At 69.0% G+C, this 23,540-nt stretch carries 18 protein-coding genes; 6 read left to right on the top strand and 12 right to left on the bottom strand.

The features are described 5' to 3' along the window. Nucleotides 1-16: 16 nt before the first annotated feature. The 4 genes from prfB to PBN85_RS14045 form a co-directional block, all read right to left on the bottom strand. Entirely contained in the window at nucleotides 17-1,144 is a 1,128-nt protein-coding gene (gene prfB / locus PBN85_RS14060; RefSeq protein WP_037532143.1) for a peptide chain release factor 2, read from the bottom strand. A gap of 56 nt (nucleotides 1,145-1,200) precedes the next feature. Next, nucleotides 1,201-3,711, bottom strand: a complete 2,511-nt coding sequence (locus PBN85_RS14055; protein WP_271299390.1) for a penicillin-binding protein 1A — start codon at nucleotides 3,709-3,711, stop codon at nucleotides 1,201-1,203. Between the two features lie 75 nt (nucleotides 3,712-3,786). Next, nucleotides 3,787-4,938, bottom strand: a complete 1,152-nt coding sequence (locus PBN85_RS14050) for a saccharopine dehydrogenase family protein (RefSeq protein WP_271299389.1) — start codon at nucleotides 4,936-4,938, stop codon at nucleotides 3,787-3,789. A gap of 159 nt (nucleotides 4,939-5,097) precedes the next feature. Further along, on the bottom strand, nucleotides 5,098-6,867 hold the full coding sequence (locus PBN85_RS14045; RefSeq protein ID WP_271299388.1) for an ABC transporter transmembrane domain-containing protein: 1,770 nt from the start codon (nucleotides 6,865-6,867) through the stop codon (nucleotides 5,098-5,100). Between the two features lie 174 nt (nucleotides 6,868-7,041). Between PBN85_RS14045 and PBN85_RS14040 the strand changes: the two genes are divergently transcribed. Further along, a complete protein-coding gene (locus PBN85_RS14040) occupies nucleotides 7,042-8,274 on the top strand; it encodes a polyhydroxyalkanoate depolymerase (RefSeq protein ID WP_271299387.1) in 1,233 nt (410 codons plus the stop codon). Between the two features lie 36 nt (nucleotides 8,275-8,310). On the opposite strand, the gene PBN85_RS14035 is transcribed toward PBN85_RS14040, so the two are convergent. From PBN85_RS14035 to PBN85_RS14025, 3 genes are all read right to left on the bottom strand, one after another. Beyond that, nucleotides 8,311-8,793, bottom strand: coding sequence for a pyridoxamine 5'-phosphate oxidase family protein (locus PBN85_RS14035; protein ID WP_271299386.1), 483 nt, complete (start codon nucleotides 8,791-8,793; stop codon nucleotides 8,311-8,313). A 358-nt stretch (nucleotides 8,794-9,151) separates the two neighbouring features. Then, nucleotides 9,152-10,330: an acetyl-CoA C-acyltransferase gene (locus PBN85_RS14030; RefSeq protein WP_271299385.1), complete on the bottom strand. Its 1,179-nt coding sequence runs from the start codon at nucleotides 10,328-10,330 to the stop codon at nucleotides 9,152-9,154. A 39-nt stretch (nucleotides 10,331-10,369) separates the two neighbouring features. Beyond that, nucleotides 10,370-10,804: a MaoC family dehydratase gene (locus tag PBN85_RS14025; protein WP_200870352.1), complete on the bottom strand. Its 435-nt coding sequence runs from the start codon at nucleotides 10,802-10,804 to the stop codon at nucleotides 10,370-10,372. A gap of 156 nt (nucleotides 10,805-10,960) precedes the next feature. On the opposite strand from PBN85_RS14025, the gene PBN85_RS14020 reads away from it, so the two are divergent. Continuing rightward, nucleotides 10,961-13,900, top strand: a complete 2,940-nt coding sequence (locus tag PBN85_RS14020; RefSeq protein WP_443026787.1) for an L-glutamate gamma-semialdehyde dehydrogenase — start codon at nucleotides 10,961-10,963, stop codon at nucleotides 13,898-13,900. A 466-nt stretch (nucleotides 13,901-14,366) separates the two neighbouring features. Next, complete coding sequence (locus PBN85_RS14015) at nucleotides 14,367-15,320, top strand: DUF2167 domain-containing protein (RefSeq protein ID WP_271299383.1); 954 nt, start codon at nucleotides 14,367-14,369, stop codon at nucleotides 15,318-15,320. Nucleotides 15,321-15,329: 9 nt separating this feature from the next. On the opposite strand, the gene PBN85_RS14010 is transcribed toward PBN85_RS14015, so the two are convergent. Further along, entirely contained in the window at nucleotides 15,330-16,496 is a 1,167-nt protein-coding gene (locus PBN85_RS14010) for a mechanosensitive ion channel family protein (protein WP_271299382.1), read from the bottom strand. 11 nt (nucleotides 16,497-16,507) lie between these two features. Further along, nucleotides 16,508-17,467: a DNA topoisomerase IB gene (locus PBN85_RS14005; protein ID WP_235199562.1), complete on the bottom strand. Its 960-nt coding sequence runs from the start codon at nucleotides 17,465-17,467 to the stop codon at nucleotides 16,508-16,510. Nucleotides 17,468-17,633: 166 nt separating this feature from the next. Between PBN85_RS14005 and PBN85_RS14000 the strand changes: the two genes are divergently transcribed. Next, nucleotides 17,634-18,200 (top strand): type 1 glutamine amidotransferase domain-containing protein, encoded by a 567-nt coding sequence (locus PBN85_RS14000; protein ID WP_037532167.1) that lies wholly within the window; start codon nucleotides 17,634-17,636, stop codon nucleotides 18,198-18,200. A 141-nt stretch (nucleotides 18,201-18,341) separates the two neighbouring features. On the opposite strand, the gene PBN85_RS13995 is transcribed toward PBN85_RS14000, so the two are convergent. From PBN85_RS13995 to PBN85_RS13985, 3 genes are all read right to left on the bottom strand, one after another. Continuing rightward, nucleotides 18,342-19,352 (bottom strand): acyltransferase family protein, encoded by a 1,011-nt coding sequence (locus tag PBN85_RS13995; RefSeq protein WP_271299381.1) that lies wholly within the window; start codon nucleotides 19,350-19,352, stop codon nucleotides 18,342-18,344. Between the two features lie 370 nt (nucleotides 19,353-19,722). Next, nucleotides 19,723-21,072 carry a DUF5935 domain-containing protein gene (locus PBN85_RS13990; protein ID WP_037532171.1) on the bottom strand — a complete coding sequence of 450 codons (1,350 nt, stop codon included), beginning with the start codon at nucleotides 21,070-21,072 and terminating at the stop codon, nucleotides 19,723-19,725. Continuing rightward, nucleotides 21,065-21,235, bottom strand: a complete 171-nt coding sequence (locus PBN85_RS13985; RefSeq protein ID WP_200870349.1) for a hypothetical protein — start codon at nucleotides 21,233-21,235, stop codon at nucleotides 21,065-21,067. Before PBN85_RS13985 ends, PBN85_RS13990 begins: the two co-directional genes overlap by 8 nt. Before the next feature lie 119 nt (nucleotides 21,236-21,354). Between PBN85_RS13985 and PBN85_RS13980 the strand changes: the two genes are divergently transcribed. Together PBN85_RS13980 and PBN85_RS13975 are read left to right on the top strand one after the other, a co-directional pair. After that, nucleotides 21,355-22,590, top strand: coding sequence for a TIGR04063 family PEP-CTERM/XrtA system glycosyltransferase (locus tag PBN85_RS13980; protein WP_271299380.1), 1,236 nt, complete (start codon nucleotides 21,355-21,357; stop codon nucleotides 22,588-22,590). Beyond that, a complete protein-coding gene (locus PBN85_RS13975) occupies nucleotides 22,587-23,405 on the top strand; it encodes a hypothetical protein (RefSeq protein WP_271299379.1) in 819 nt (272 codons plus the stop codon). Before PBN85_RS13980 ends, PBN85_RS13975 begins: the two co-directional genes overlap by 4 nt. The last annotated feature ends 135 nt before the right edge of the window (nucleotides 23,406-23,540 follow it).

The following is a 23,540-nucleotide window of genomic DNA, read 5'->3' as shown; positions in this document are numbered from 1 at the left end:
AAGGCCGGGCGCAGGCTCAATCGACGTCCTCCACCTCGACCTTCTCGCCCGTCACGCGCTGCGACAGCGCCGCCGCCATGAACGGATCGAGCGCCCCGTCGAGCACGTCGCCCGGCGCGGTCGAGGTCGTGCCGGTGCGCAGGTCCTTGACCAGCTGATACGGCTGCAAAACGTAGGAGCGGATCTGATGGCCCCAGCCGATATCGGTTTTGGTGGCATTTTCCGCATTGGCCGCCTGTTCGCGGATCGCGAGTTCGCGTTCGTAGAGGCGCGCGCGCAGCTGGTTGTACGCCTCCGCCTTGTTCTTGTGCTGCGACCGCTGGTTCTGGCACTGGACGACGATGCCGGTCGGGATGTGCGTGATGCGCACCGCCGAATCGGTGGTGTTGATATGCTGGCCGCCGGCGCCGCTCGCCCGATAGGTGTCGATGCGCAGGTCGCTTTCGTTATATTCGACCTCGATATTGTCGTCGATCACCGGATAGACCCACACGCTCGAAAAGCTGGTGTGGCGCCGTGCCGCGCTGTCATAGGGGCTGATGCGGACGAGGCGATGCACACCGCTCTCGGTCTTGGCATAGCCATAGGCGTTCTCGCCCTTGACCAGCAACGTCGCCGACTTGATGCCCGCCTGCTCGCCCGCGTGATAGTCGATCAGTTCGACCTTCATGCCACGGCGCTCCGCCCAGCGCGTGTACATGCGTTGCAGCATGCCCGCCCAGTCCTGGCTCTCGGTGCCGCCGGCGCCCGAGTTGATCTCGATATAGGTGTCGTTGGCGTCCGCCTCGCCGGCGAGCAGCGCCTGGATCTTGTCGTGATCGGCGCGCTGCGCCAGCGCGGCGAGCGCCTCGACGCCCTCCGCCTCCATCGCGGTGTCGCCCTCGGCCTCGGCCATCTCGATCAGCTCGACGGTGTCGTCGAGCTCGGACTGGATCGCGCGCGTCGCGGTAATCGCCTCGTCGAGCCGGCGCCGTTCGCGCATCACCTCCTGCGCCGCCTTGGGGTCGCTCCACAGCGCCTGATCCTCGACGCGGGCGTTGAGCTCGTCGAGACGGCGGAGCGCACGGTCCCAATCGAGGAACCGGCGCAGCAGCGCCAGCGCCTCTTTGATGCTGTCGACGTGGGACTGCGCTTCGGCGCGCATGGGAAGTCTCCGGTAAGCGAAGGAACGGGGCGATGACGCCTATGTAGGAGCAGGCGCTAGTAGATTCCGCCTTGTCTTTGCAAGAAATCGCTGTCGCGCGGTGCGGCGCGGGCGCGGGCCGGGGTGGTCGCCGCGGCGGCGGGGGCGGGGCCGCGGTGGATGGCGCGGCGCGGTTCGCTCTGCGGCTTGAACGCTTCCCAGATCACCGCCGCCTTGGGATCGGCGTCGGTCGGGAAGGTGCCGAACACCGGCTTGCCGCTGGCGCGATCGATGCGGACCATGCGGATGCCGGGCGCCGCTCGGAACGGGATCTTCTCCATCCCTTCATAGGCCTTGACCGCGAAGTCCTTGAAGATCGGCGCGGCGAAGGTGCCGCCCTGCGCATAGCCGCCGAGATTGCTGGGCGTGTCATAGCCGACATAGAGTCCGCCGATGAATTGCGGCGTGCCGCCGATGAACCAGACGTCGGTCGGGCCGCTGGTCGTCCCGGTCTTGCCGAACATCGGCCGGTCGAGGTCGCGCAGCACCACCGCGGTGCCGCGCTGGACGACGCCTTCGGTGACATGGACCATCTGATAGGCGGTCATCGCGTCGATCACCTGGCGTGCGCGATCGCCCGGCCGCGGCATCGGCTTGCCGTCCCAGTCGGGGGCGTTGCAGCCGTCGCAGGCGCGCCAATTCTCCGGCAGGATCACCTTGCCGTGGCGGTCCTGGACGAAGTCGATCAGCGTCGGACTGTGCGCGCGGCCGTTGTTGGCGAGCGTCGCATAAGCGTTGACCATCCGGCTGACGGTGGTGACGCCCGCGCCGAGCGCATTGGCGAGATAGGGCTGATAGTCGCCGACGCCCATCCGCTTCATCACGTCGACCACCTTGGGCATGCCGGTGGCGGCGGCGGCGCGCACCGTCATCAGGTTGCGCGACTGTTCGATCCCCCAGCGCATCGTATGCGGCCCGGCGCCGCGCGAATTGCCGAAGTTGCGGAAGCATTTGTTGCCGAGCGCCGCGCCCTGGTAGACGCAGAACGGGCCGTCGATGATGATCGACGCGGGCGTCATGCCGTTCTCCAGCGCGGCGGAATAGACGATCGGCTTGATCGTCGATCCCGGCTGGCGCAGCGCCTGCGTCGCGCGGTTGAACGGCTGCAGGCGGCTGTCGAAGCCGCCCTGCATCGCCAGCACGCGGCCGGTCGCCGGCTCCTCGACGACGAAGCCGCCCGAGATCTTCGGCACCGAGCGCAGGCCGTAGCTGCTGCCCTCCGGCGCGACGGCGATGATGTCGCCGGCGCGGATCGCGGCGAAGCTGGTGCCGCCCTTGCCGCGGACCGGCATCTGCGCGCCGCTGCGCGGCAGGCGGCCGGTCTGGCCGTCGGCGAAGCCGAGCTGCCACGCATCGCCGTCGCGCGCGATGACGATCGCGGCGCGCCAGTCGCTATAGTCGAGGCCGATATTGGTGTTGAGCAGCGTCTGCTGCCACGAATCGGCGTCGACCTCCTTGTGCGTGATCGGCCCGGCCCAGCCGCGCCCGCGATCGTAGCGGAGCAGCCCGTCGCGCAGCGCCTGCGCGGCGAGGTCCTGCAAACGCGTGTCGAGCGAGGTGCGCACCCACAGCCCGCCCTGGTAGACGCCATAGGGCCCGTCGCGCGCGGTTTCGCCGAACTTGCCGATCAGCTGGCGGCGGACCTCCTCGACGAAATAGCCGCCGACGCGTTCGAACTTGGGGGTGCGGCGCAGGATCGTGCCGAGCGGCTCGGCGACCGCCTCGTCATGCTGCGCCTGGTTGATGAAGCCGTTGCGCAGCATCTCGCCGAGCACGTAATTGCGCCGCGCCAGCGCGCGATCGGCATGACGGACCGGATCATAGTTGGACGGCCCCTTGGGCAGGATGGCGAGATAGGCGAGCTGGGCGAGATCGAGCTCGTCGAGCTCCTTGTCGAAATAGGCGTGGCTCGCCGCCTCGACGCCGAAGGCGTTCCGCCCCAGCGCGATCTGGTTGAGATAGAGTTCGAGGATCTGCGGCTTGGTCAGCGTATCCTCGATCCGATAGGCTAGGATCGCTTCCTTGATCTTGCGCGTCGGCGAATATTCGGCGCCGATCAGCAGGTTCTTGGCGACCTGCTGAGTGATGGTCGAACCACCCTTGGCGCGGCGGCCGCTGCCGAACTTGCGCGCGTAATCGATCACCGCCCCGCCGAGGCCGGGATAGTCGACGCCGTGATGCTCGAAGAAGGTCTTGTCCTCGGCGGCGAGGAAGGCGCGGACGAGCAGCGGCGGATATTCGGCGAAGCTCAGCTCGACGCGGCGCTCGCGCGCATAGGATTGGATCGGCGTGCCGTCGATGCCGCGGACGTTGGTCGGCAGCGGCGGCTCATAGGTGCGCAACTGGTCCACCGAAGGCAAGGCGCGCAGGATCGTCACCCACAGCACGCCATAGCCGATCGCCGCGAGCACCGCGAGGATCGCCAGTCCCTTGACCCACCAGCGTCGCCACGCACGCCGCACCGCGCCGCGGAGGCCGCCGGTGTCGCGGAACGCCTGGAGGCGGGATCGGGGAGCTTCGGACGCCATAACGCCGCGGGCGTGTAGCAGGTTCGCGCGCGCTTGCCACCCTCGCTGGCGGCGCGGGGGCCGCGCGCCGGTGCGTCAGCCCGCGGTGAAGCCGAGGCCGGCGCGCGCCTGCAACCGGTCGCGCAGCGCCGTGCCGAGCAGCGCGGCGGGCGTCCAGACACCGCCGACGGTCTCGCCCTCCCGGTCGAGCAGGCATAAGGCGGTCTCGACGATCATCCGGCTGGTCGAGCCATAGCCCGGATCGCGATCCCCGGTGACGACCGCGTCGAGGCGTGTGCCGTCCGGGATCAGGCCGACGAACAGCAGGTCGTAATGGCCCGCGTCGCGCTCCGCCTTGCTCGGGCCTTCGCCGGGCTGCGGCCCCTTGCCGAGCAGGGGATTGAGCTTGGCGATCGCCTCGGCAGCGGCCTTGCCCATCTCGCCCAGTCCGGCAACGACCATCTCGTCATAGACGAAGTCGGTGCCGTAGCGGTGGCCGAGCAGGAAGTTGGTGCGGTGGACGTTCTTGGTGTTGATCGCCGCCATGATGAACGGCGCCACCCAGGTGTTGAGCGTCGCGTCGAATTCCGGGAACAGGCCGGTCGGCTGATGCGGGCCGCTGAATCCCGGCGTCAGCGCGAACGGATTGGCGAGCAGCCCGAGGATCGACGGATCGCGCGCCGCGGCGGCGAGCGTCGCCTTGAGGCTCGCCGCGGTGCCGCCGGAGAAGCCGCCCTGCATCGCGCGGACGCGACCCTTGACGCGCGGCGCGGGGCGGCCGTGCTGGGCAAGCGCGCAGTCCTGCAAGGTCAGCACGCCGAGATCGAAGGGGATCGAATCGAAGCCGCACGAGAAGAGGATGCGCGCGCCGCTCGCCTGCGCCGCCGCCTGATGCGCGTCGATCATCTGCCGCATCCAGGCCGGCTCGCCGCACAGGTCGAGATAGCCGGTGCCCGCCGCGGCGCAGGCGGCGACGAGCGGCGCGCCGTGGAGCTGATACGGCCCCACCGTGGTGATCACCGCGCGGGTCGAGGCGGCGAGCGCCGCGAGCGCGGCGGGATCGTCGGCCTCGGCGACGATCAGCGGCGTGTCCGCAGGCGCACCGATCGCATCGCGCACCGCCTCCAGCCTGGCGCGGCTGCGCCCGGCCATCGCCCACCGCTCCAGCTTCCGTTCGACGCAATATTCGGCGACGAGCCGGCCGGTGAAGCCGGTCGCGCCATAGACGATCAGGTCATGGTCGCGCATCTGTGCCTCCTGCTCTGTGCGCGACAATGATGCGCCGCCGGGGGCGGGGGATCAAGGCGCGGCTAGTCTAGCGGCGCGCTCACACGAATGCAGGGTCCGAATGATGGGATGGCGAGGGATGGCGGTCAACGGTAGAGTGTCCGCGGAAGAAGCCCGCCCCTACGCCGCCTCGCTGAACTGCAGGCTCGCCAGCCGTGCGTAGAGACCGCCGCGGGTGATGAGCGAGGCGTGGTTGCCCTCCTCGACGATGCGGCCGGCGTCCATCACCACGATGCGCTGCGCGGCGCGCACCGTCGCGAGGCGGTGGGCGATCACCAGGGTGGTGCGATGCTCCATCAGCCGTTGCAGCGCCTGCTGGACGAGCCGCTCGCTCTCCGCGTCGAGCGCGCTGGTCGCCTCGTCGAGCAGCAGGATCGGCGCGTCGCGGAGCAGCGCGCGGGCGATGGTGATGCGCTGGCGCTGGCCGCCCGACAGACGTGCGCCGCCTTCGCCGAGATTGGTGTCGAGCCCCTCGGGCAGGGCGCGCAGGAAGTCGGCGGCATTGGCGGCCTCGGCGGCGGCCCACAGCTCGTCGTCGCCCGCCTCCCAGCGGCCGTAGCGCAGATTGTCGCGCGCGCTCGCGCCGAAGATGACATTGTCCTGCGGCACGATCGCGATCTGCGCGCGGATCGCGGCGGGGTCCGCCTCGCGCAGGTCGACGCCGTCGAGCAGGATACGGCCCTCGGCCGGATCGTAGAACCGCTCGGCGAGCTGGAACAAGGTCGACTTGCCGGCCCCCGACGGGCCGACCACCGCCACCGTCTCGCCGGCGCGGATCGCCAGCGTGACGTCGTCGAGCGCGGCGACGTCGGGCCGCGTCGGATAGTGGAAGCGGACATGGTCGAAGGTCAGCGCGCCGCTCACCGGCACGGGCAGCGGGATCGGCGCGGCGGGGCGGGTGATCTCGGGCTGTTCGCGCAGCAGTTCGGCGAGCCGGCCGGCGGCACCGGCGCCGCGCAGCAGATCGCCGTAGACTTCGGTCAGCGCGCCGAACGCGCCGGCGACGATGCCGCCGGTCAGCACGAAGGCGGCGATCGCCCCGCCCGAGATGCGTCCCGCCGCGACGTCGGTCGCCCCCTCCCACAGGACGAGGGTGATCGAGCCGAAGATCAGGAAGATCATGATCGCGGTCATCACCGCACGCAGGCCGATACGGCGCTTGGCCGCGGCGAAGGTCGCATCGACCGCGCCGGTGAAGCGCTGCGCCTCGCGCGGTTCCTGCCCGAACGCCTGAACGATCTTCATCGCGCCGAGCGTCTCGGTGGCGAGCGCGCTGACGTCGGCGACGCGATCCTGCGACGTGCGCGACAGGTTGCGGATGCGGCGGCCGAGGATCGTCACCGGCAGGATTATCAGCGGGATGCCGAGCAGCAGCATGCCGGCGAGCTTGGGCGACAGCGCGAACAGGTAGATCATCCCGCCGACGCCGGTGAAGGTGTTGCGCAGCGCGATCGACACCGTGCTGCCGACGACGCCCTCGATCAGCACGGTATCGGCGGTGAGGCGCGAGGCGATCTCCGACGGCCGGTTCTCCTCGAAGAAGCGCGGGGTGAGCGCGAGCAGATGCGCATGGACGCGGGTGCGGATGTCGGCGACGACGCGCTCGCCGAGCCACGACACGTAGTAGAAGCGGATCGCCGTCGCCACCGCGAGCACCGCGACGATCATCAGCAGATAATGGAAGGACGCCGCGACCGAGCCTTCGCCGCCGGGGGCGAAGCCGCGGTCGATCACCCGCTTGAACCCATAAGGGATGCCGATCGTCGCCGCGGAGGTGGTGGCGAGCGCGAGCAGCGCCACGGTCAACTGGCGCGGGTAGCAGAGCACGCGATCCCAGACGAGGCGAAGGTCGCCGAGGCGGCGGTTGGTCGGGAGCGGGGTACGGGCCATCGTCCCCGCGCCTAGCAGGCGGGGCGGACCGGCTCAACGCCGCCCACTCCGGCGGCAGGGGCCCTGTCGGCCGTGTCGGGCGTTCAGCCGATTGTGCGGGTGCGAATGGTTCGTTTGCACCTTGCGGAAAATACATTACGTATACGGAAACCTTTTCAGGCGAAGATCCCGATCATGCTCTACGATGCCTATGAAATGCAGCGCTCGATGCTCGCCGGCGCCAGCGCGATGGCGAGCTTCGGCGCCGACTGGATGCGCAACCCCGCCAACCCCTGGTCGTACCTCGACGGCGGATCGGTGATCAGTTCGGCGCTCGAGGTCTTCGCGCATGCCTCGGCGACGCGCGGCAAGCCCGCCTTCGGGCTGACCGAGACGGTGATCGACGGCCGGACGGTGCCGGTGCACGAGGAGATCGTGCTGCAAAAGCCGTTCGGCCAGTTGAAGCGCTTTCGCCGCGACGGTGTCGAGGGCGGGCCGAAGCTGCTGATCGTCGCGCCGATGTCGGGTCATTTCGCGACGCTGCTGCGCGGCACGGTCGAGCGGATGCTGCCGAGCGCGGACGTCTACATCACCGACTGGCGCGACGCCAAGCTGGTGCCGCTCGGCGACGGCAGCTTCGACCTCGACGATTATATCGACTATCTCGTCGCCTTCCTCGAAGCGATCGGGCCGAACGAGGGACAGGGCGGCACGCATATGCTCGCCGTGTGCCAGCCGTCGGTGCCCTGCTATGCGGCGGTGGCGCTGATGAGCGCCGACCGTCATCCCTGCCGGCCGAAGACGCTGACGATGATGGGCGGCCCGGTCGACACGCGCGAGGCGCCGACCGCGGTCAACACGCTCGCCACCGAACGGCCGCATGCCTGGTTCGAACAGAATGTCATCGTCACCGTGCCGATGATGTATCCGGGCGCCGGCCGGAAGGTCTATCCCGGCTTTCTCCAGCTCGCCGGCTTCATGTCGATGAACCTCGGCAACCACATGATGTCGCATTGGGAGATGTTCAAACACCTCGTCCAGGGTGACGGCGAGAGCGCCGATGCGACGAAAAACTTCTACGAGGAATATCGCTCGGTCTGCGACATGACCGCCGAATTCTACCTGCAGACGATCGAACTGGTGTTCCAGCGCCATGCGTTGCCGCGCGGCGAGATGATGCATCGTGGCCGGCGCGTCGATCCGGCGGCGATCACCGATGTCGGCATTCTCGCGATCGAGGGCGAGCGCGACGATATCTCCGGCCTGGGGCAGACGCGCGCCGCGCTGACGCTGGCGACCGCGCTCCCCGAGGACAAGAAGCGCTATTATATGGCGGAAGGTGCCGGCCATTACGGCATCTTCAACGGCTCCAAGTGGCGCAACATGGTCGCGCCGGTGGTCGAGAAGTGGATCGCCGCCAACGCCTGACCGATCGGGGGCGGCAGACGCCGCCCCCGGCGCGGGTCAGGCGACCGAGCCGACCACCGCGTGGCTGCTCGATTCATCGCCGCGGATCGTGCCGCCGAACAGCATCTTGACGCGCCCCGAGATCGAGATGTCGGTCTCCCACAGCTCGGCGCTGTCGATGTCGAAGCGGAGCAGCGTCAGGTTCGGGTCCTGCTTGCCGCCGGGGAACCACGCCTCGACCTGGTTATTCCACAATTTGTCGATCTGCGCCCGATCGTTGTCGGTGCTGACCGTGCCGGCGAGGCAGGCGAAGAAATCATGCCCCTTGCCGACGAACTGCGCCATCGCGTCGCCGCCCTTGGCGATGCGATTGTCGCGGCCGGCGAAGAAGAACAGCGTGTTGGGCTGATCGTCGTCGATCTGCGCGGTCATCGGCTCGGCATGTTCGCCGTCGATCAGGCCGATCATCACGAACGGGCTGCTGCGCAGCTTGTCGAGGAACTTGGCAGCGATTTCCTGCGGATTGTCGTGTTCGGCCATGACGCGTCTCCTTGTGCGGGGTTTTGCGGGAGAACGAGCGCGCCGTGGGTTGGTTGCGCGGTAGGGCCGGCCCGGTCATGATCCGGGCCGGCGGCAATCCCGCCGTCGTGATGGAAAGGCGCATGCATGACTCTTTCCGAACTGTGCCTGTTCCTGGGTGCGCTTTCCGGCTTCGGAACCTTCGTTCTGAAGATCGTGGAAGTGGCACGTAGGCAATAGGTGCACGGGCGGGGCTCGGGTAGCAGCCTGAGCTCCAAACGATTTGAGCCCCGGCCGTAGCAGCGACCGGGGCTCGATAGAGAGAGCGCATGACCCTTCCGACGACGATATATACCGTCGGGCCGGTTGGCGATCAACCTCACAGCACCTCGAACAGCCCCGCCGCGCCCATGCCGCCGCCGACGCACATCGTCACCACGACATATTTCGCGCCGCGCCGATTGCCCTCGATCAGCGCATGGCCGGTCATCCGCGCGCCCGACATGCCATAGGGGTGGCCGATCGCAATCGCGCCGCCGTTGACGTTGAGCAATTCGTCGGGGATGCCGAGCGTATCGCGGCAGTAGAGCACTTGCACCGCAAACGCCTCGTTGAGTTCCCACAGGCCGATGTCGGCCATCGTGAGCCCGTTCGCTTCGAGCAATTTGGGCACGGCATAGACCGGGCCGATGCCCATCTCGTCGGGCTTGGTCCCCGCCACCGCCATGCCAACGTAGCGACCGAGCGGCGTCAGGCCGCGCGCGGCGGCGACGCCTTCCTCCATCAGCACGCAGGCGGAGGCGCCGTCGGAGAGCTGGCTGGCGTTGCCGGCGGTGATGACGCCGTCCGGCCCGACGACGGGTTGCAGCTTCTGCAGCCCCTCGATCGTCGTATCGGCGCGATTGCCCTCGTCCTTGTCGAGCGTCACCTCCTGCTGGCTCACCGCCTTGGTGACCTTGTCGGTGACGGTCATCGTCGCGGGCAGCGGCACGATCTCGGCGTCGAAACGGCCGGCGGCCTGGGCGGCGGCGGTGCGCTGCTGCGACTGGAGCGCATAGGCATCCTGCGCCTCGCGGCTGATGCCGTAGCGGCTGGCGACGATCTCCGCGGTCTGGAGCATCGGCATGTAGATGTCGCCGTGCATCGCGATCAGTTGCCGGTCGGGCGCGACGCGCATCTGCGGCGTCTGGACGAGGCTGATGCTCTCGACCCCGCCGCCGACCGCGATGTCCATGCCGTCGAGCACGATCTGCTTGGCGGCGGTGGCGATCGCCATGAGGCCGCTGGCGCATTGCCGGTCGAGCGACATGCCGGGCACCGACGTCGGCAGCCCGGCGCGCAACGCCGCCTGGCGGGCGATATTGCCGGCCTGATGCCCCTGCTGGAGCGCCGCGCCGAGCACGACATCCGCGACCTCCGCGCCGTCGATCCCGGCACGCTCGACGGCGTGGCGGATCGCATGGCCGGCGAGCGCCTGCGGCGTGGTGTCGTTGAACGCGCCGCGATAGGCGCGGCCGATCGGGGTGCGGGCGGTGGAGACGATGACGGCGGAACGCATAGACGGTTGATCCTCAAGGCACGGACGTGCGGGGGCGGGTTAGGTGACGATCTGGCCGATCCATTCGGCGACCAGCGCCGGTTTCTCGACGCCGTCGATCTCGACAGTGAATTGGGTGGTCTGCTGGAAGCGGCCGGGACTCTTCTCGTCGAAGGCGAGCAGGCGGAACCGGCCGCGGACGCGGCTGCCGGCGCGCACCGGGGTGAGGAAGCGGACGCTGTTGCCGCCGTAATTGATCCCCATCCGCGCACCCGCGAGCCGCGGCGCATCCGGCACCTTCGACGCGAGCAGCGGCATCAGCGACAGCGTCAGGAAACCATGCGCGATCGTGCCGCCGAACGGCGTCGCCGCGGCGGCGACCGGATCGACATGGATGAACTGGTCATCGCCGGTCGCGGCGGCGAAACGATCGATCATCGCCTGGCTGACCTCGACCCAGTCGGACACCGTCTCGCTACCGATCCGGGCCCGCATCTGCTCGGCGTTGAGAAACGTCACCGGATTTCCTTCGCTGGCCTGGGGCGCTAGAGGCGGCGCATCTTCTAGGCACGGCAGGGTGTTCCTCGCAAGCCTGGACCGACCGAAAGCTTGAAAATGTCCGCTGCTTCCGCCTCCGCTGCCCGCAAATCGATGGCCCAACTCTATCGGGCCAGCGAACCCGATGTTCTAAAGCCGCTGCTCGACCGCGCCTCCGCGTCGCCCGATTCGCGCGAGCGGATCATCGGCCACGCCTCCGGCCTGCTCGCCGATCTGCGCGCGGCGCAGAACCGCGGCTGGGTCAACCAGTTCCTCCAGGAATATCGGCTCAATTCGTCGGAGGGCGTGGCGCTGCTCAGCCTTGCCGAAGCGTTCCTGCGCGTTCCCGATCCGGAGACCGCCGACCTGCTGATCGCGGACAAACTGGGCGATGCCGACTGGCGCGCGCATGCCGGCCAGTCGAACAGCAAATTGGTCAACGGCGCCACCTGGGGGCTGGTGGTCGGCCGCGTGCTCGTCGGCGAAGGGCCGTCGGGACCGCTGCGCCGGCTGATCGGCCGCGCCGGCGAGCCGTTCGTCCGCATGGCGGTCGGCGAGGCGATGAAGCGGATGGGCGAGATCTTCGTCATGGGCCGCACCATCGACGAGGCGATGCGGCGGATGAAGAAGCCCGACAACAAGGGCTTCACCGCCAGCTTCGACATGCTGGGCGAGGCGGCGCGGACGTTTGCCGACGGGCGCCGCTATTACGAGGCCTATGTCGGCGCGATCGACGCGGTCGGGCGCGATCCCGCCGCGGGCCATTCGATCTCGGTCAAGCTGTCGGCGTTGCACCCACGCTACGAAGTCGCGCGGTGGAGCGAATGCGTCCCCGCGCTGACCGAGATGCTCGAGGCGCTGGCGGTGCAGGCGGCGGGCAAGGGCATCGCGCTCACCGTTGACGCCGAGGAATCCGAGCGACTCGAGATGAGCCTCGACATCATCGGCGCGGTCGCGGCGCTGCCCAGCCTCAAGGGCTGGGACGGCTTCGGCATGGCGGTGCAGGCCTATGGCAAGCGCGCGCGACCGGTGGTCGCCTGGGCGAACGAACTCGGCCGGGTGATGAACGTGCGGCTGGTCAAGGGCGCCTATTGGGACAGCGAGATCAAGCGCACGCAGGTCGAGGGGCTGAGCGACTATCCGCTGTTCACCCGCAAGGCGGCGACCGACGTCTCCTATCTGGCGGTCGCCAAGGACATGCTGGCTGCCGAGAACATCCGCCCCGCCTTCGCCAGCCACAATGCGCTGACCGTCGCGACGATCCTCGAATGGGCGGGCAATGCGCGCGACTTCGAATTCCAGCGGCTGCACGGCATGGGCGACGGGCTGTACGAGCGGCTGGTGCGCGAGAACGGCTATCACTGCCGCATCTACGCGCCGGTCGGCGGGCACCGCGACCTGCTCGCCTATCTGGTGCGGCGCCTGCTGGAGAATGGCGCCAATTCGAGCTTCGTCCACCAGCTCGCAGACGCGCGGCTGAGCGAGGACGAGATCCTCGCCGATCCGGTCGCGAAGATCGCCGCGGTCGGCGGCGCGCGCCATCCCAGCATCCCGCTGCCCAAGGATCTGTTCGCGCCGGGCCACCGCAATTCGAGCGGGCTCGACCTCAGCGATGTCGCGACGCTGGAGGCGACGGTCGCCGCGGTCAGACAGCCGCTGGCCCGTGCTGCCGGCGGCGAGGATGATGCGGCGATCGTCACGACGGCCGTCTCCCGCGCCCACGCCGCCTTCCCCGCCTGGTCGCGCACGCCGGTGGACGCGCGCGCCGCGTGCCTCGAACGGCTCGCCGACCTGCTCGAAGCGCATCGCGACCGGCTGATGGCGATCTGCGTGCAGGAGGCGTTCAAGACCATCCCCGACGCGATCGGCGAGGTGCGCGAGGCCGCCGATTTCTGCCGCTATTACGCCGGCGAGGCGCGCAGCCGGTTGCGCGCGGTCGAACTGCCCGGACCGACCGGCGAGCGCAACATGCTGCATATCGAGGGGCGCGGCGTCTGGGCGACGATTGCGCCGTGGAACTTCCCGCTCGCCATTTTCCTCGGCCAGACGGTCGCGGCGCTGGTCGCCGGCAATACCGTCGTCGCCAAGCCGGCGCCGCAGACGCCCGAGATCGCCCGCGTCGCGGTCGAGCTCGCGCATCAGGCCGGCGTGCCGCGCGACGCGCTGATCCTCGTCCCCGGCGGGCCGCAGGTCGGCGCGGCGTTGACCGCGGACGTGCGCATCGCCGGCGTCGCCTTCACCGGATCGACCGCCACCGCCAAGCGGATCGCGCGCACGCTGGTGGCGGACGACGATCGCCCGATCGTGCCGCTGATCGCCGAAACCGGCGGGATCAACGCGATGATCGTCGACAGCACCGCTCTGCCCGAACAGGTGGTGGCGGACGTCGTCACCTCGTCCTTCCGGTCGGCGGGGCAGCGCTGTTCGGCGTTGCGGCTGCTGCTGGTGCAGGCGGATGTCGCGGAGACGGTGATCGAGATGCTCACCGGCGCGATGGACACGCTGCGGCTCGGCGATCCGGCCGATCCGGCGACCGACGTCGGGCCGGTGATCGATCGCGCCTCCTACGACAAATTGATGGCCTATCGCGCCAGCGTCGCCGACCGCACGGTGAAGACGCTGCCCGCGCCGGCCGAGGGTCTGTTCGTGCCGCCCACGCTGGTGCGGATCGACCGGATCGAGGATCTCGACCGCGAATGGTTCGGCCCGATCCTGCACGTCGCGACCTGGGAGGCGGGCAAGCTCGAGGAGACGATCGCGCGGGTCAATGCCAAGGGCTATGGCCTGACGATGGGCTTGCACAGCCGTATCGCGCGCGCCGCCGAGGTGACCGAGGCAGCGGCGGCGGTCGGCAACCTCTACATCAACCGGTCGATGATCGGCGCGGTGGTCGGCTCGCAGCCGTTCGGCGGCGAGGGCCTGTCCGGCACCGGCCCCAAGGCGGGCGGCCCGCATTATCTCTACCGCTTCTGCGCCGAGCGCGCGGTATCGGTCGACACCACCTCGGCCGGCGGCAATGCGACGCTGCTCTCGCTCGACGAAGGGGGGATCTGAGCGGCGGCCCGCGTGTGGGAGGCGCGGGCGGATCCTGCGGAAGAGTGGCCGCAAGTGCCGGCCCGGCAGTCCGGCCGGGGCAGTTCCAGATAGTCCTGAGACGCCTCGCCCCGCATGCTCAGGGCCCGTGAAAAGCTCCCTGCCAAAGACCAGTATTCCCGCGAAAGCGGGAATCCAGTAGCCAAGCAGAACAACGGCTTGCGGCAAGAAGACTCCGGGCTCCCCGCCTTCGCGGGAGCACTGCGAGCAAGTGTTCCGCAAAGACGGGCTGACGCGAGTATCTGAAAGACCGCCACGATATAGTTCGCGCGGAGGCGCGGAGATGCGCGTCCGGGCCACATGAACCCACAAGCGGCAGGATGAAATCAGCCGCGCCGGGTCACCCAGCTGCCCTCCCGCACACCTGCGCCCCGGCGTGAACGGCCCGCCGGAATGATCCTCTATAACGGATCAGACGGGGGGCATCATGAAGACGTGGGTGGCAGCGCTGGCGGTGTGTCTCGGCTTGCAGGGCGCCGCCGTGCCGGCGGCGGCGCAACCGGGGGTGCTGCACGACAAGGCGGCGATCGTCGCCTTCGACAAGGCGCTCACCCGGCAATATGGCGATGTCGTCGTCGGCCCCGCCAAGGCGACGCTGCATCTCGGGACCCGCTATTATTTCGTCCCGGCCGACGATGCGAAGGCGGTCATCGTCAAATTATGGGGCAACCCGCCCGACGCGGGGGAGGGCGTGCTCGGCATCGTCTTCGAAAAGGACCGCACCAGCTATGACAACGATTGGGGCGCGGTCGTCACCTACGATCGGACCGGCCACGTCAGCGACAAGGACGCGGCGTCCGAGGATTACGACGCGCTGGTCGCCGAGATCCGGGCGAACGAACAGGCGGAGAATCCGAAGCGGCAGAAGGCCGGCTATCCGACCGAATATTTCGTCGGCTGGGCGCAGGCGCCGACCTATGATTCGGCGCGCCACGCACTGATCTGGGCGCGCAATATCCGCTTCTCCGACAGCAAGACCAACGTCCTCAATTACGACGTGCGGCTGCTCGGCCGCGACGGCGTGCTGAGCCTCAACATGATTTCGGGCATGCCGCAGCTCCTGGAGGTGCGCGGCGCGGCGCAGGCACTCGCCGGCGCGGCGCATTTCGCCAAAGGCGCGACCTATGCCGATTACGACCCCTCGGTCGACAAGACGGCGGCCTATGGCCTCGCCGGACTGGTCGCGGCGGGCGCTGGCGTCGCGGTGGCGAAGAAGCTGGGCCTGCTCGCGATCCTGCTCGCCTTGGGCAAGAAGTTCCTGATCCTCTTCCTCGCCGCCGGCGCCGCCATCACGCGCTACGCCAAGGGGTTTGCCGCCCGCCTGCGCGGACGTGCACAGGGTGGGAGCGATGCAGAGGACGAGCCCGACACGAAGGAATGACGAGCGCGACTATTTGGCGCCCGGCTCACCCCCCGCGGCATAGGGCATCACCAGCGTGCCGTCGGGTGCGGCGGTGTAGTTGGTCTGCGTTGGATAGGGAATGGTGATGCCTTCCTCGGCGAAGCGGGTCATGATCGCCACCATGATCCGGTCGCGCATCGGATGCGCGGTCGCCCAGTCGTCGCCCGGAATGTCGAATTGCAGCGCGAAGTCGAGGCTCGACGCGCCGAACGTCTCGAAGCCGGACCGGGCGACCTTGCCGCCCTCCGCGACGACGATCTCGCTCAGCATCGCCGGGATGCGCGCCAGCGTTTCGGGCGGCGTCTCGTAGGCGGCGCCGATGGTGAAGGCGATGCGGATATGGTCGCGCACGCTGGTGTTCTGGATTTCCTTGTCGAGCAGCTGCTTGTTGCTGATCACCCGCAGCTCGCCGGTAAAGGCGCGGATGCGCGTGCTCTTGAGGCCGATCGATTCGATCACGCCGTTGGTGGTCCCGTAGCTGATCTTGTCGCCGCGGCGGAACGGCCGGTCGAAGATGATCGCCAGCGCCGCGAACAGGTCGCCGAAGATGCCCTGCGCGGCGAGACCGATGGCGATGCCGCCGACGCCGAGCCCGGCGACGAGGCCGGTGACGTTGACGCCCAAATTGTCAAGTACGACGACCAGCGCGATGGCGAACAGCGCGACGGTGACGAGCAGCCGGATCAGCCCCATCGCCGACAGCAACGCCTCGCCGCTGTAATGTTCGCTGCTGGTGCGATGCTCGATCGCGCCGAGGATCAGCTCACGCGCCCAGATCGCCGCCTGGAAGACCGAGGCGACCGTCCACAGGAAATTGACCGTCGTCGCCACCTGGCTCGGCGCGCCGGCATAGCCGACGACCAGTTTGGCGGCGAGCATGATGATGAAGAAGTTGCTGGTCCGCGTCACCGCCCGGCCGAGGATCGTCCCCCAGCCGCGCCGGCCGACCTCCGCGCCGCACAATTTCTGGCCGAGCCGGCGCAGCCCGTGCAACGCGACCACGATCACCGTGCCGATCGCGAAGGCGATCAGGATCTGCAGCCAGTGGGTGTGCAGCCAGATCTCGCTGGCGGTGTAGAAGTCGCCGATCTGGTTCTGGACCGAACCGGCGTCGAAGATCGGCGCCTTGGCGGCGGCGGAGGTGGTATTGGACATGATCGACCTTGTCAGGCGGCTGCCTTGAGCATCGGCAGCGCCGCGGGGGTGCCCGCCTCCAGGAAGGCGATCAGACCGCGTTCGCAGCGGCTGAGGTAGCGGGCGGAACGCGGCAGACGCAGCGCCTTGCGGAATGCGCTCTGGCCCTGTTTGACGAGGCCGATGAGCGAGGGGTGGACATAGCTCTTGCGCGCGATCGCCGGCGTATTGCCGAGCCGCGCGACGACCGGCTCGAGCAACGCCTTGAGGCTGAGGTCGGCTTGCGCATGGGCGAGCGCCTCGAACGCGGTGACGCTCGCGCCCCAGGTGCGGAAATGCTTGGCGGTGAAGTCGCCGCCGCCGACGCGCCGGATATAGTCGTTGACGTCGGACGAGGTGACGGGATGCGCCATGCCATCGTCGTCGACCCAGGCGAAGAGATGCTGTTCGTCGAGGTCCTGCATCTTGCGCACCGCCGCGGCGAGGCGCTTGTCGGTGACGCGCATGTCGCGTTCCTTGCCCGACTTGCCCTTGTAGCGCAGCTTGAGCGTCGCGCCGCGCACCTCGCCATGGCGCTTGCGCAGCGTCGTCGCGCCATAACTGGCATTCGCCTGCGTATAGGCTTCGTTGCCGACGCGGATATGGCCGATGTCGAGCAGGCGGACGACCGCGGCGACGGCGCGGTCCTTGGTCAGGCCGCGGCTGGCGAGATCGGCCTCCACCTGCTTGCGAATGCGCGGCAGGCAATGGCCGAAATCGGCGCATTTCTCGTATTTCGCCGCCTCCTGCGCCTCGCGGAAGCCGGTGTGGTAGCGATATTGCTTGCGGCCCTTCTCGTCCCAGCCGACCGCCTGGATATGGCCGTTGGCTTTGGGGCAGAACCAGGCGTCGCGATAGGCGGGGGGCAGGCCGATCGCATTGAGCCGGTCGATCTCGTCGCGGTCGGTGATGCGCGCCCCCGACGCATCGAAATAGCCCCAGCCGTGGCGCATCTTGCGCCGGGTGATGCCGGGTTTCGAATCGTCGCAATAGACCAGACGCGCTGCCACCCTTTGCTCCTCGTCGACGGGGAAAGAGGAAATGCGTGGGCCATGCGGAGTGTTCCGGGAACGTCGGGCCGGGGTGGCGGTTGGTGCCGCGCATCCCAGGAGACATGACATGGCTGACCTTGCCCAAGCGCGCGTGCTGATCCTCGCCACCGACGGGTTCGAACAGGACGAATTGTTCAAGCCGCGTCAGGCGCTGCTCGATGCCGGCGTGCAGATCACGCTGGCCTCGATCAAGACCGATCCGATCACCGGCGTCATCAACGACAGCGAAAAGGGGCAGAGCATCACCCCCGAGCTGACGCTCGATGCCGTCGACACCGACGATTACGACGCGCTGCTGCTGCCGGGCGGCGTCGGCAATCCCGACAAGATGCGCCTGCAGGAGCGTGCGATCGAGATCGTCACCGAATTCATGGAAGACGACAAGATCGTCGCGGCGATCTGCCACGCGCCGTGGCTGCTGGTCGAGGCGGACGTGGTCGACGGCCGTCGCGTGACGAGCTGGCCGTCGGTACGCACCGATCTGGAGAACGCCGGCGCCGATGTGGTCGACGAGGCTGTGGTGGTCGACGGCAACCTCATCACCAGCCGCAAGCCGGACGATATCCCGGCGTTCAACCAGGCAATCCTCGACGCGCTGGCGGACGAGTTGGAAGAGGAAAGCGAGGACGCCTGAAGTCCTGCGGGCGAGCCTTGCTCGCCCGTATCGGTTCGCGCAGAGGACGCAGAGGTGCCGCTCAGCGGCTTTGACTCAGTTGAGGAGAGGCAAAGCGTCTCCGAAACCTGACCCTCCGCGCCTCCGCGCGAACCCGATACTCTAGAGCGACGCTCCGTTGATGAAGCGCTGCGCCGGACGCTCGACCCACCGGTAGAGCACGACCGAAACGACCAGCAGCAGCAACAGATAGACCGCGATCAGCCCCGGCCCGAGCACCGGTGCGGCGAGCGGGATGCGGAACGCCTTCCACAGCAGGAAATGCGCGAGATAGGTCGCATAGCTGATCTCGCCGAGACCGTGCAGCAGGCGCCCCTCCAACGGATGGCGCGGACGTCCGGCGGTAAGGGCGAGCGCCAGCAGCAACGCGGCGAAGGTCGCCGGCGCGACGAGCGTTTCGGGTGCGCCAAGCGCCCAGCCGATGGCGGCGAGCACGCCGATCGCCACCGGCGCGACGAGTGGCGGCCGGCGCAGGAAGATCGCCGCGAGGATCGTCCCGGCGCCGAATTCGGCGAGGCAGCGGACCAGCCCGAAGCGCGGAATATCGGTGCCGAGCGTCGGCGCCCCCCGCATCGCAGCATGCAGCGCGAGCAGCAGCGCCGCGGCGACCGCACAGAGCGCGGCCAGCGGCACCCGCCGCCAGTCGATCGCCCGCACCAGCAGCGGGAAGAGCAGATAGGCGGCAAGTTCGCAGCTGATCGACCATGCGGGATCATTCCAGTGCAGCCGGTCGGTCAGCCCCCAATTCTGGACGAGCAGCAGGTGCAGCGGCAGCTCGGCGAACGGAAAGGCAGGGTCGCTGCGCCCGGTCGCGCGCAACAAGAGCGCGAGCGCCACCGCCGCGGCGAGCATCACCGCGTGCAACGGCCAGATCCGCGCCACCCGCTTGCGCAGGAACCGCGCCACCGCGCCCGGCGCAGCGAGCCGCGCATGCCAGGTCAGCCAGATGACGAAGCCCGACAGCAGGAAGAACACGTCGACCGCCAAATAGCCTTTGGCGAGGAGGCGCTCGCCGGCAGCGGGCAGACCGGCGATTCCGCCGCGGATATGGTAGAGGACGACCAGCCACGCCGCGATCCCGCGCAGGCTGGTGAGCGCGCGCAGCTCGGTCATGCGACGGCGTTGCGGAGCGCAGGGCCGGCATCACGGACAAGGCGGCGGCGCCGGGATAATCGCCGACGATGCTTATCCCATATCGCCGTACATGCGCGAGCGCCGCGGCCGTCTCGACCGGGCCCGAACCACGCCGTCACCCCGGATTTGGTCCGGGGTCCACCGTGCCGCAAATCTGACGGCTCTGGCTCCTGCTGAACCGTGGATGCCGGACCACGTCCGGCATGACGGCAGGGGTGTCGCCGTGGTCCCGCGCGAGCATCAATCCGCAGCCACGCCGCGCAACGGCGCGTCACGCCCGCAACCCTGGGCGCCTGCGTTCGCAGGAGCACGGGTACCCCAAGCCGATCGCGGCCCGCCATCGCGTCGCTCACGCCGCCACCGGGCGCGGCCGCCGCATCGGCGTCTGCCCCGCTTCCGCGCGCCGCCGCGACAGATAGGAATCGAGGCCGATCTGCGCCCCGATCAGCATGTAGACGAAGGGCTGGAAGGCGATGGCGATGAACGCCGCGCCGAGCAGATAGACGAGATGCGCGGTCTGCAACGCCGCCGCCAGCGGCCCCGCCCAGCCGAACTCGCCCGCCGGATCGCGGTAGCGGCGGCGCAGCACCTCCATCCGGACCAGCCCGATCACGCTGATGCTCAGCCACAGCAACAGCCCCGGATAACCCTGTTCGCCGAGCATCTCGAAATAGGCGCTGTGATAGCCGCGCGCCTTGTCGGTGATCGCCTGGTCGGTGATGCCGGGGTCGGCGCCGCTGCCGTCGGTCTTGCGGATCTCGTAGCGGATATGGTTGCCGCGATAGGCGTCGAAGCCGCCGCCGAACGGGTGGGTCTTGGCATAGTCGATCGTCCACTGCCACACCGCGATCCGGGTCGAGGCGGATTCGTCGGCGTCATGGCTCTTGATCGTGCTCATCCGCTGCGTGAAGCTCGCCGGCAGGAACGGCACCGCGAGCAAGCCGGCGGCGCCGATCATCGCGAGGTAGAGCAGCTTGCGCTGCGTGTTGCGCAACGAGAGCGCCGCGACGAGCAGGATGCAGAGCAGCCCGGTCCGCGTCGACGTGCCGACCGGGATCAGCAGGCAGGCGAAAACCAGGCACAGGCAAAAGCCCTTCACCTTCCAGTCGGGCGGGAAGATCGTGCCGTGGCGCATGAACCAGACGATCAGCGGCACGATCGCCACCGCGACGGTGGAGATGGTGCTGCCCTCGTACAGCCCCGAATTGTTGTTGACCATCAGGTCGAGCTGGCCATAGCCGCCACCGCCCGCCGCGGTCTTGATCCCGCCGACGATGATGATCGACGCGGCGGACAGGATCATGAACAGCAGCAGCGCCTCGATGCGCAGCCGCGTCCGCAGCGTCAGCGGCAGGAAGGCGGCAAAGGCGAGGCATTTCCACACCCAGTCCCATTTGTCCTTGGCGTCGTGTGGGAAATCGGCGCCGGCCGTGGTCGCCCAACAGTAGAGCAGCAGCAGCACGATCAGCCCCTGCCGAGGCGCGAACCGGCTGTCGCTCTTGTCGTCGATCAGCAGCCAGCCGCCGACCGCCAGCGCCACCGCGATCAGCGAGATCGGCACGCTGTTGAGCAGGATGTAGGTCAGCCGCTGCGGCGAGACGATGTCGATATAGACATAGGCGAGCACGAGCAGGAACGGCCGCCGCAGCCCCATGCCGAAGATCGCGGCGAGAAAGGCGACGAAGACGAGGTCACGCACCGGGCGGCAGATCCTGCGGCGGCGGCGGAGTCGCGCCGCGCCCGCGTGCGCGCCAGTGACGCGGCGCTGGCGATTCCGAATCGAGGTCCGGCCGTTTGAGCAGCAGCCAAGCGGCGAGCAGCATCAGCGCATGGGTGATCGCCAGCGACAGATTGTCGATCATCGAAGGGCGCCGGTCCGCATGGCCGCAGCCTATGCGGCGCACCGGGTTGATGTCACGTTAAGTCCCGCGCGTCGCCGCGATTGACGCGTCCTTAAACCCGCGTGGCATAAGGCGGCGCGATGCGCATCCTCCATGTCCTCGATCACGGCCTGCCGCTGCAGAGCGGCTATACCTTCCGCACCCGCGCGATCCTCAAGGCGCAGGAGGCGCGCGGGTGGCAGGTGGCGGCGGTGACCGGGCCGCGGCAGGGGGCGGTGGCCGATGCGGTCGAGTCGGTCGACGAGTTGACCTTCCACCGCACGCTGGCGAAGCGCCCGGCGGGGCTGGTCGGCGAGGTGGCGGGGATCGCCGCCTTCGCGCGGCGGATCGCGGCGGCGGTGGATGCCTTCCGGCCGGATATCCTGCACGCCCATTCGCCGGTGCTCGGCGCGCTCGCCGCGTTGCGCGTCGCCCGGCAGCGCGGCCTGCCGCTGGTCTATGAGATACGCGCCTTTTGGGAGGACGCCGCGGTCGGCAACGGTACCGGGCGCGAGGGCTCGGCACGCTATCGCGCGACGCGGGCGCTCGAAAGCTGGGCGGTGCAGCGCGCCGATGCGGTGGCGGTGATCTGCGACGGGCTGCGCGACGACCTGATCGCACGCGGCATCGACCGCGAGAAGATCGTCGTCTCGCCCAATGGTGTCGATCTCGACCTGTTCGGTGAGCCCGCCGCGCGCGACGCCGCGCTCGCCGACAGTCTCGGGCTCGGCGATGCCGAGACGATCGGCTTCATCGGCAGCTTCTACGATTATGAAGGGCTCGACGATCTCATCGCGGCGATGCCGGCGCTGGTCGCGACACGGCCCAAGGCGCGGCTGCTGCTCGTCGGCGGCGGGCCGATGGAGGCGGCGCTGCGCGCGCAGGCGGCGGCGTCGCCGGTGGCGGCGGCGATCCGCTTCGTCGGCCGGGTGCCACATACCGAGGTGGAGCGCTATTATGCGCTGGTCGACGTGCTCGCCTATCCGCGCAAGGCGATGCGGCTCACCGATCTGGTGACGCCGCTCAAGCCGCTCGAGGCGATGGCGCAGGGCAAGCTGGTCGCGGCGTCCGACGTCGGCGGGCATCGCGAGCTGATCCGCGACGGCGTCACCGGCACGCTCTTTCCCGCCGACGATCCGGCGGGTATCGCGGCAGCGCTCGCCGGGCTGCTCGCCGATCGCAGCGGCTGGGCGCGGCGGCGGACGGCGGCGCGCGCCTTCGTCGAACAGGAGCGTAACTGGTCGTCAAACATTGGTCGTTACGAACCAATTTACCAGCGGCTGACCATGGCCGCGACAGTGGATGGATCATGGCAGCGTTCCCCGGCCAATCGATGACAGCACGCTCCACCGCCTGGATCGCGCCGACCGGCGGCATCGCCGGCGGCATCGCGGTGGCGGCGCTCTTCCTGCTCGTGCCGCAGACCGTGCTGGAGGATTGGGTATGGCAGAGCGGCATGCCGGCGCTGATCGCCGCCGCCGCGCCGCCGCTCGGCGCGACGGCGCGTGCGCTGCTCGCGCTCGGCGGCGGGCTGGTCACCGCGGCGGTGGTCTGGTCGGCGCTGTTCCTGTTGTTCGGCGCGGGTGGTCTGTTCGCGCGCACGGCTGCGGCGGACACCGGCGTGCCGGTGCTGCGCCGCGCCGACGCGCATCCCGATGCGCCGGCGCGCCGGCCGATGTCGGCGGCCGATCTCGGTACGCCGCTGCCGCCGCCGACGCCGCCGGCCGCTGCGGACGAGACGGAGGCGGGCGAGCCGCCGGTGGTGCAATCGATCCCGGTCGATCTCAACCAGCCGCTTGCCGCCTATCACCCCGGCGCGCTGCCCGACGTGCCGCGCGAACCCGTCCGCCCGGTGATGCCGCTCCGCCCGCCGGTGTCGGTCGTGGAGCCGGAGCCGGTGGCGGTCGAGCCTGAGCCTGAGCCTGAGCCTGAGCCTGAGGTGAAGCCGGAAGACGAAGAGAGTGTCGAAGCCGCGCCGGCCATCACCGAACCTGTCGCTGAGCCGATAGTCGAAGCCCCCGCTGCATCTCCCGCACCCGCACCCGCACCCGCACCCGCACCCGCACCCGCGCCTGCGCCTGCGGAAGTGCCATCGATCGAATCGCTGCTCGACCGGCTTGAGCGCGGCACGCGGCAGCGACGGCGCGCTTAGCACCGCGACGAATGTTGTCGCGCAGAGGCGCGGGGGGCGCAGAGGTGTGCTGCGGGCGCTTCCTCTCCTCGCCGATGCTGCACGGACGCTTCACCCCATTCTCTCTGCGTCCTCTGCGCTTCCGCGTGCATCCCT

This window comes from Sphingomonas sp. CV7422, assembly GCF_027945725.1.
Lineage (GTDB): Bacteria > Pseudomonadota > Alphaproteobacteria > Sphingomonadales > Sphingomonadaceae > Sphingomonas > Sphingomonas kyungheensis.
The sequence above is the reverse complement of the archived record's forward strand: the minus strand, read 5'-3'. Positions and strand labels throughout refer to the sequence as shown.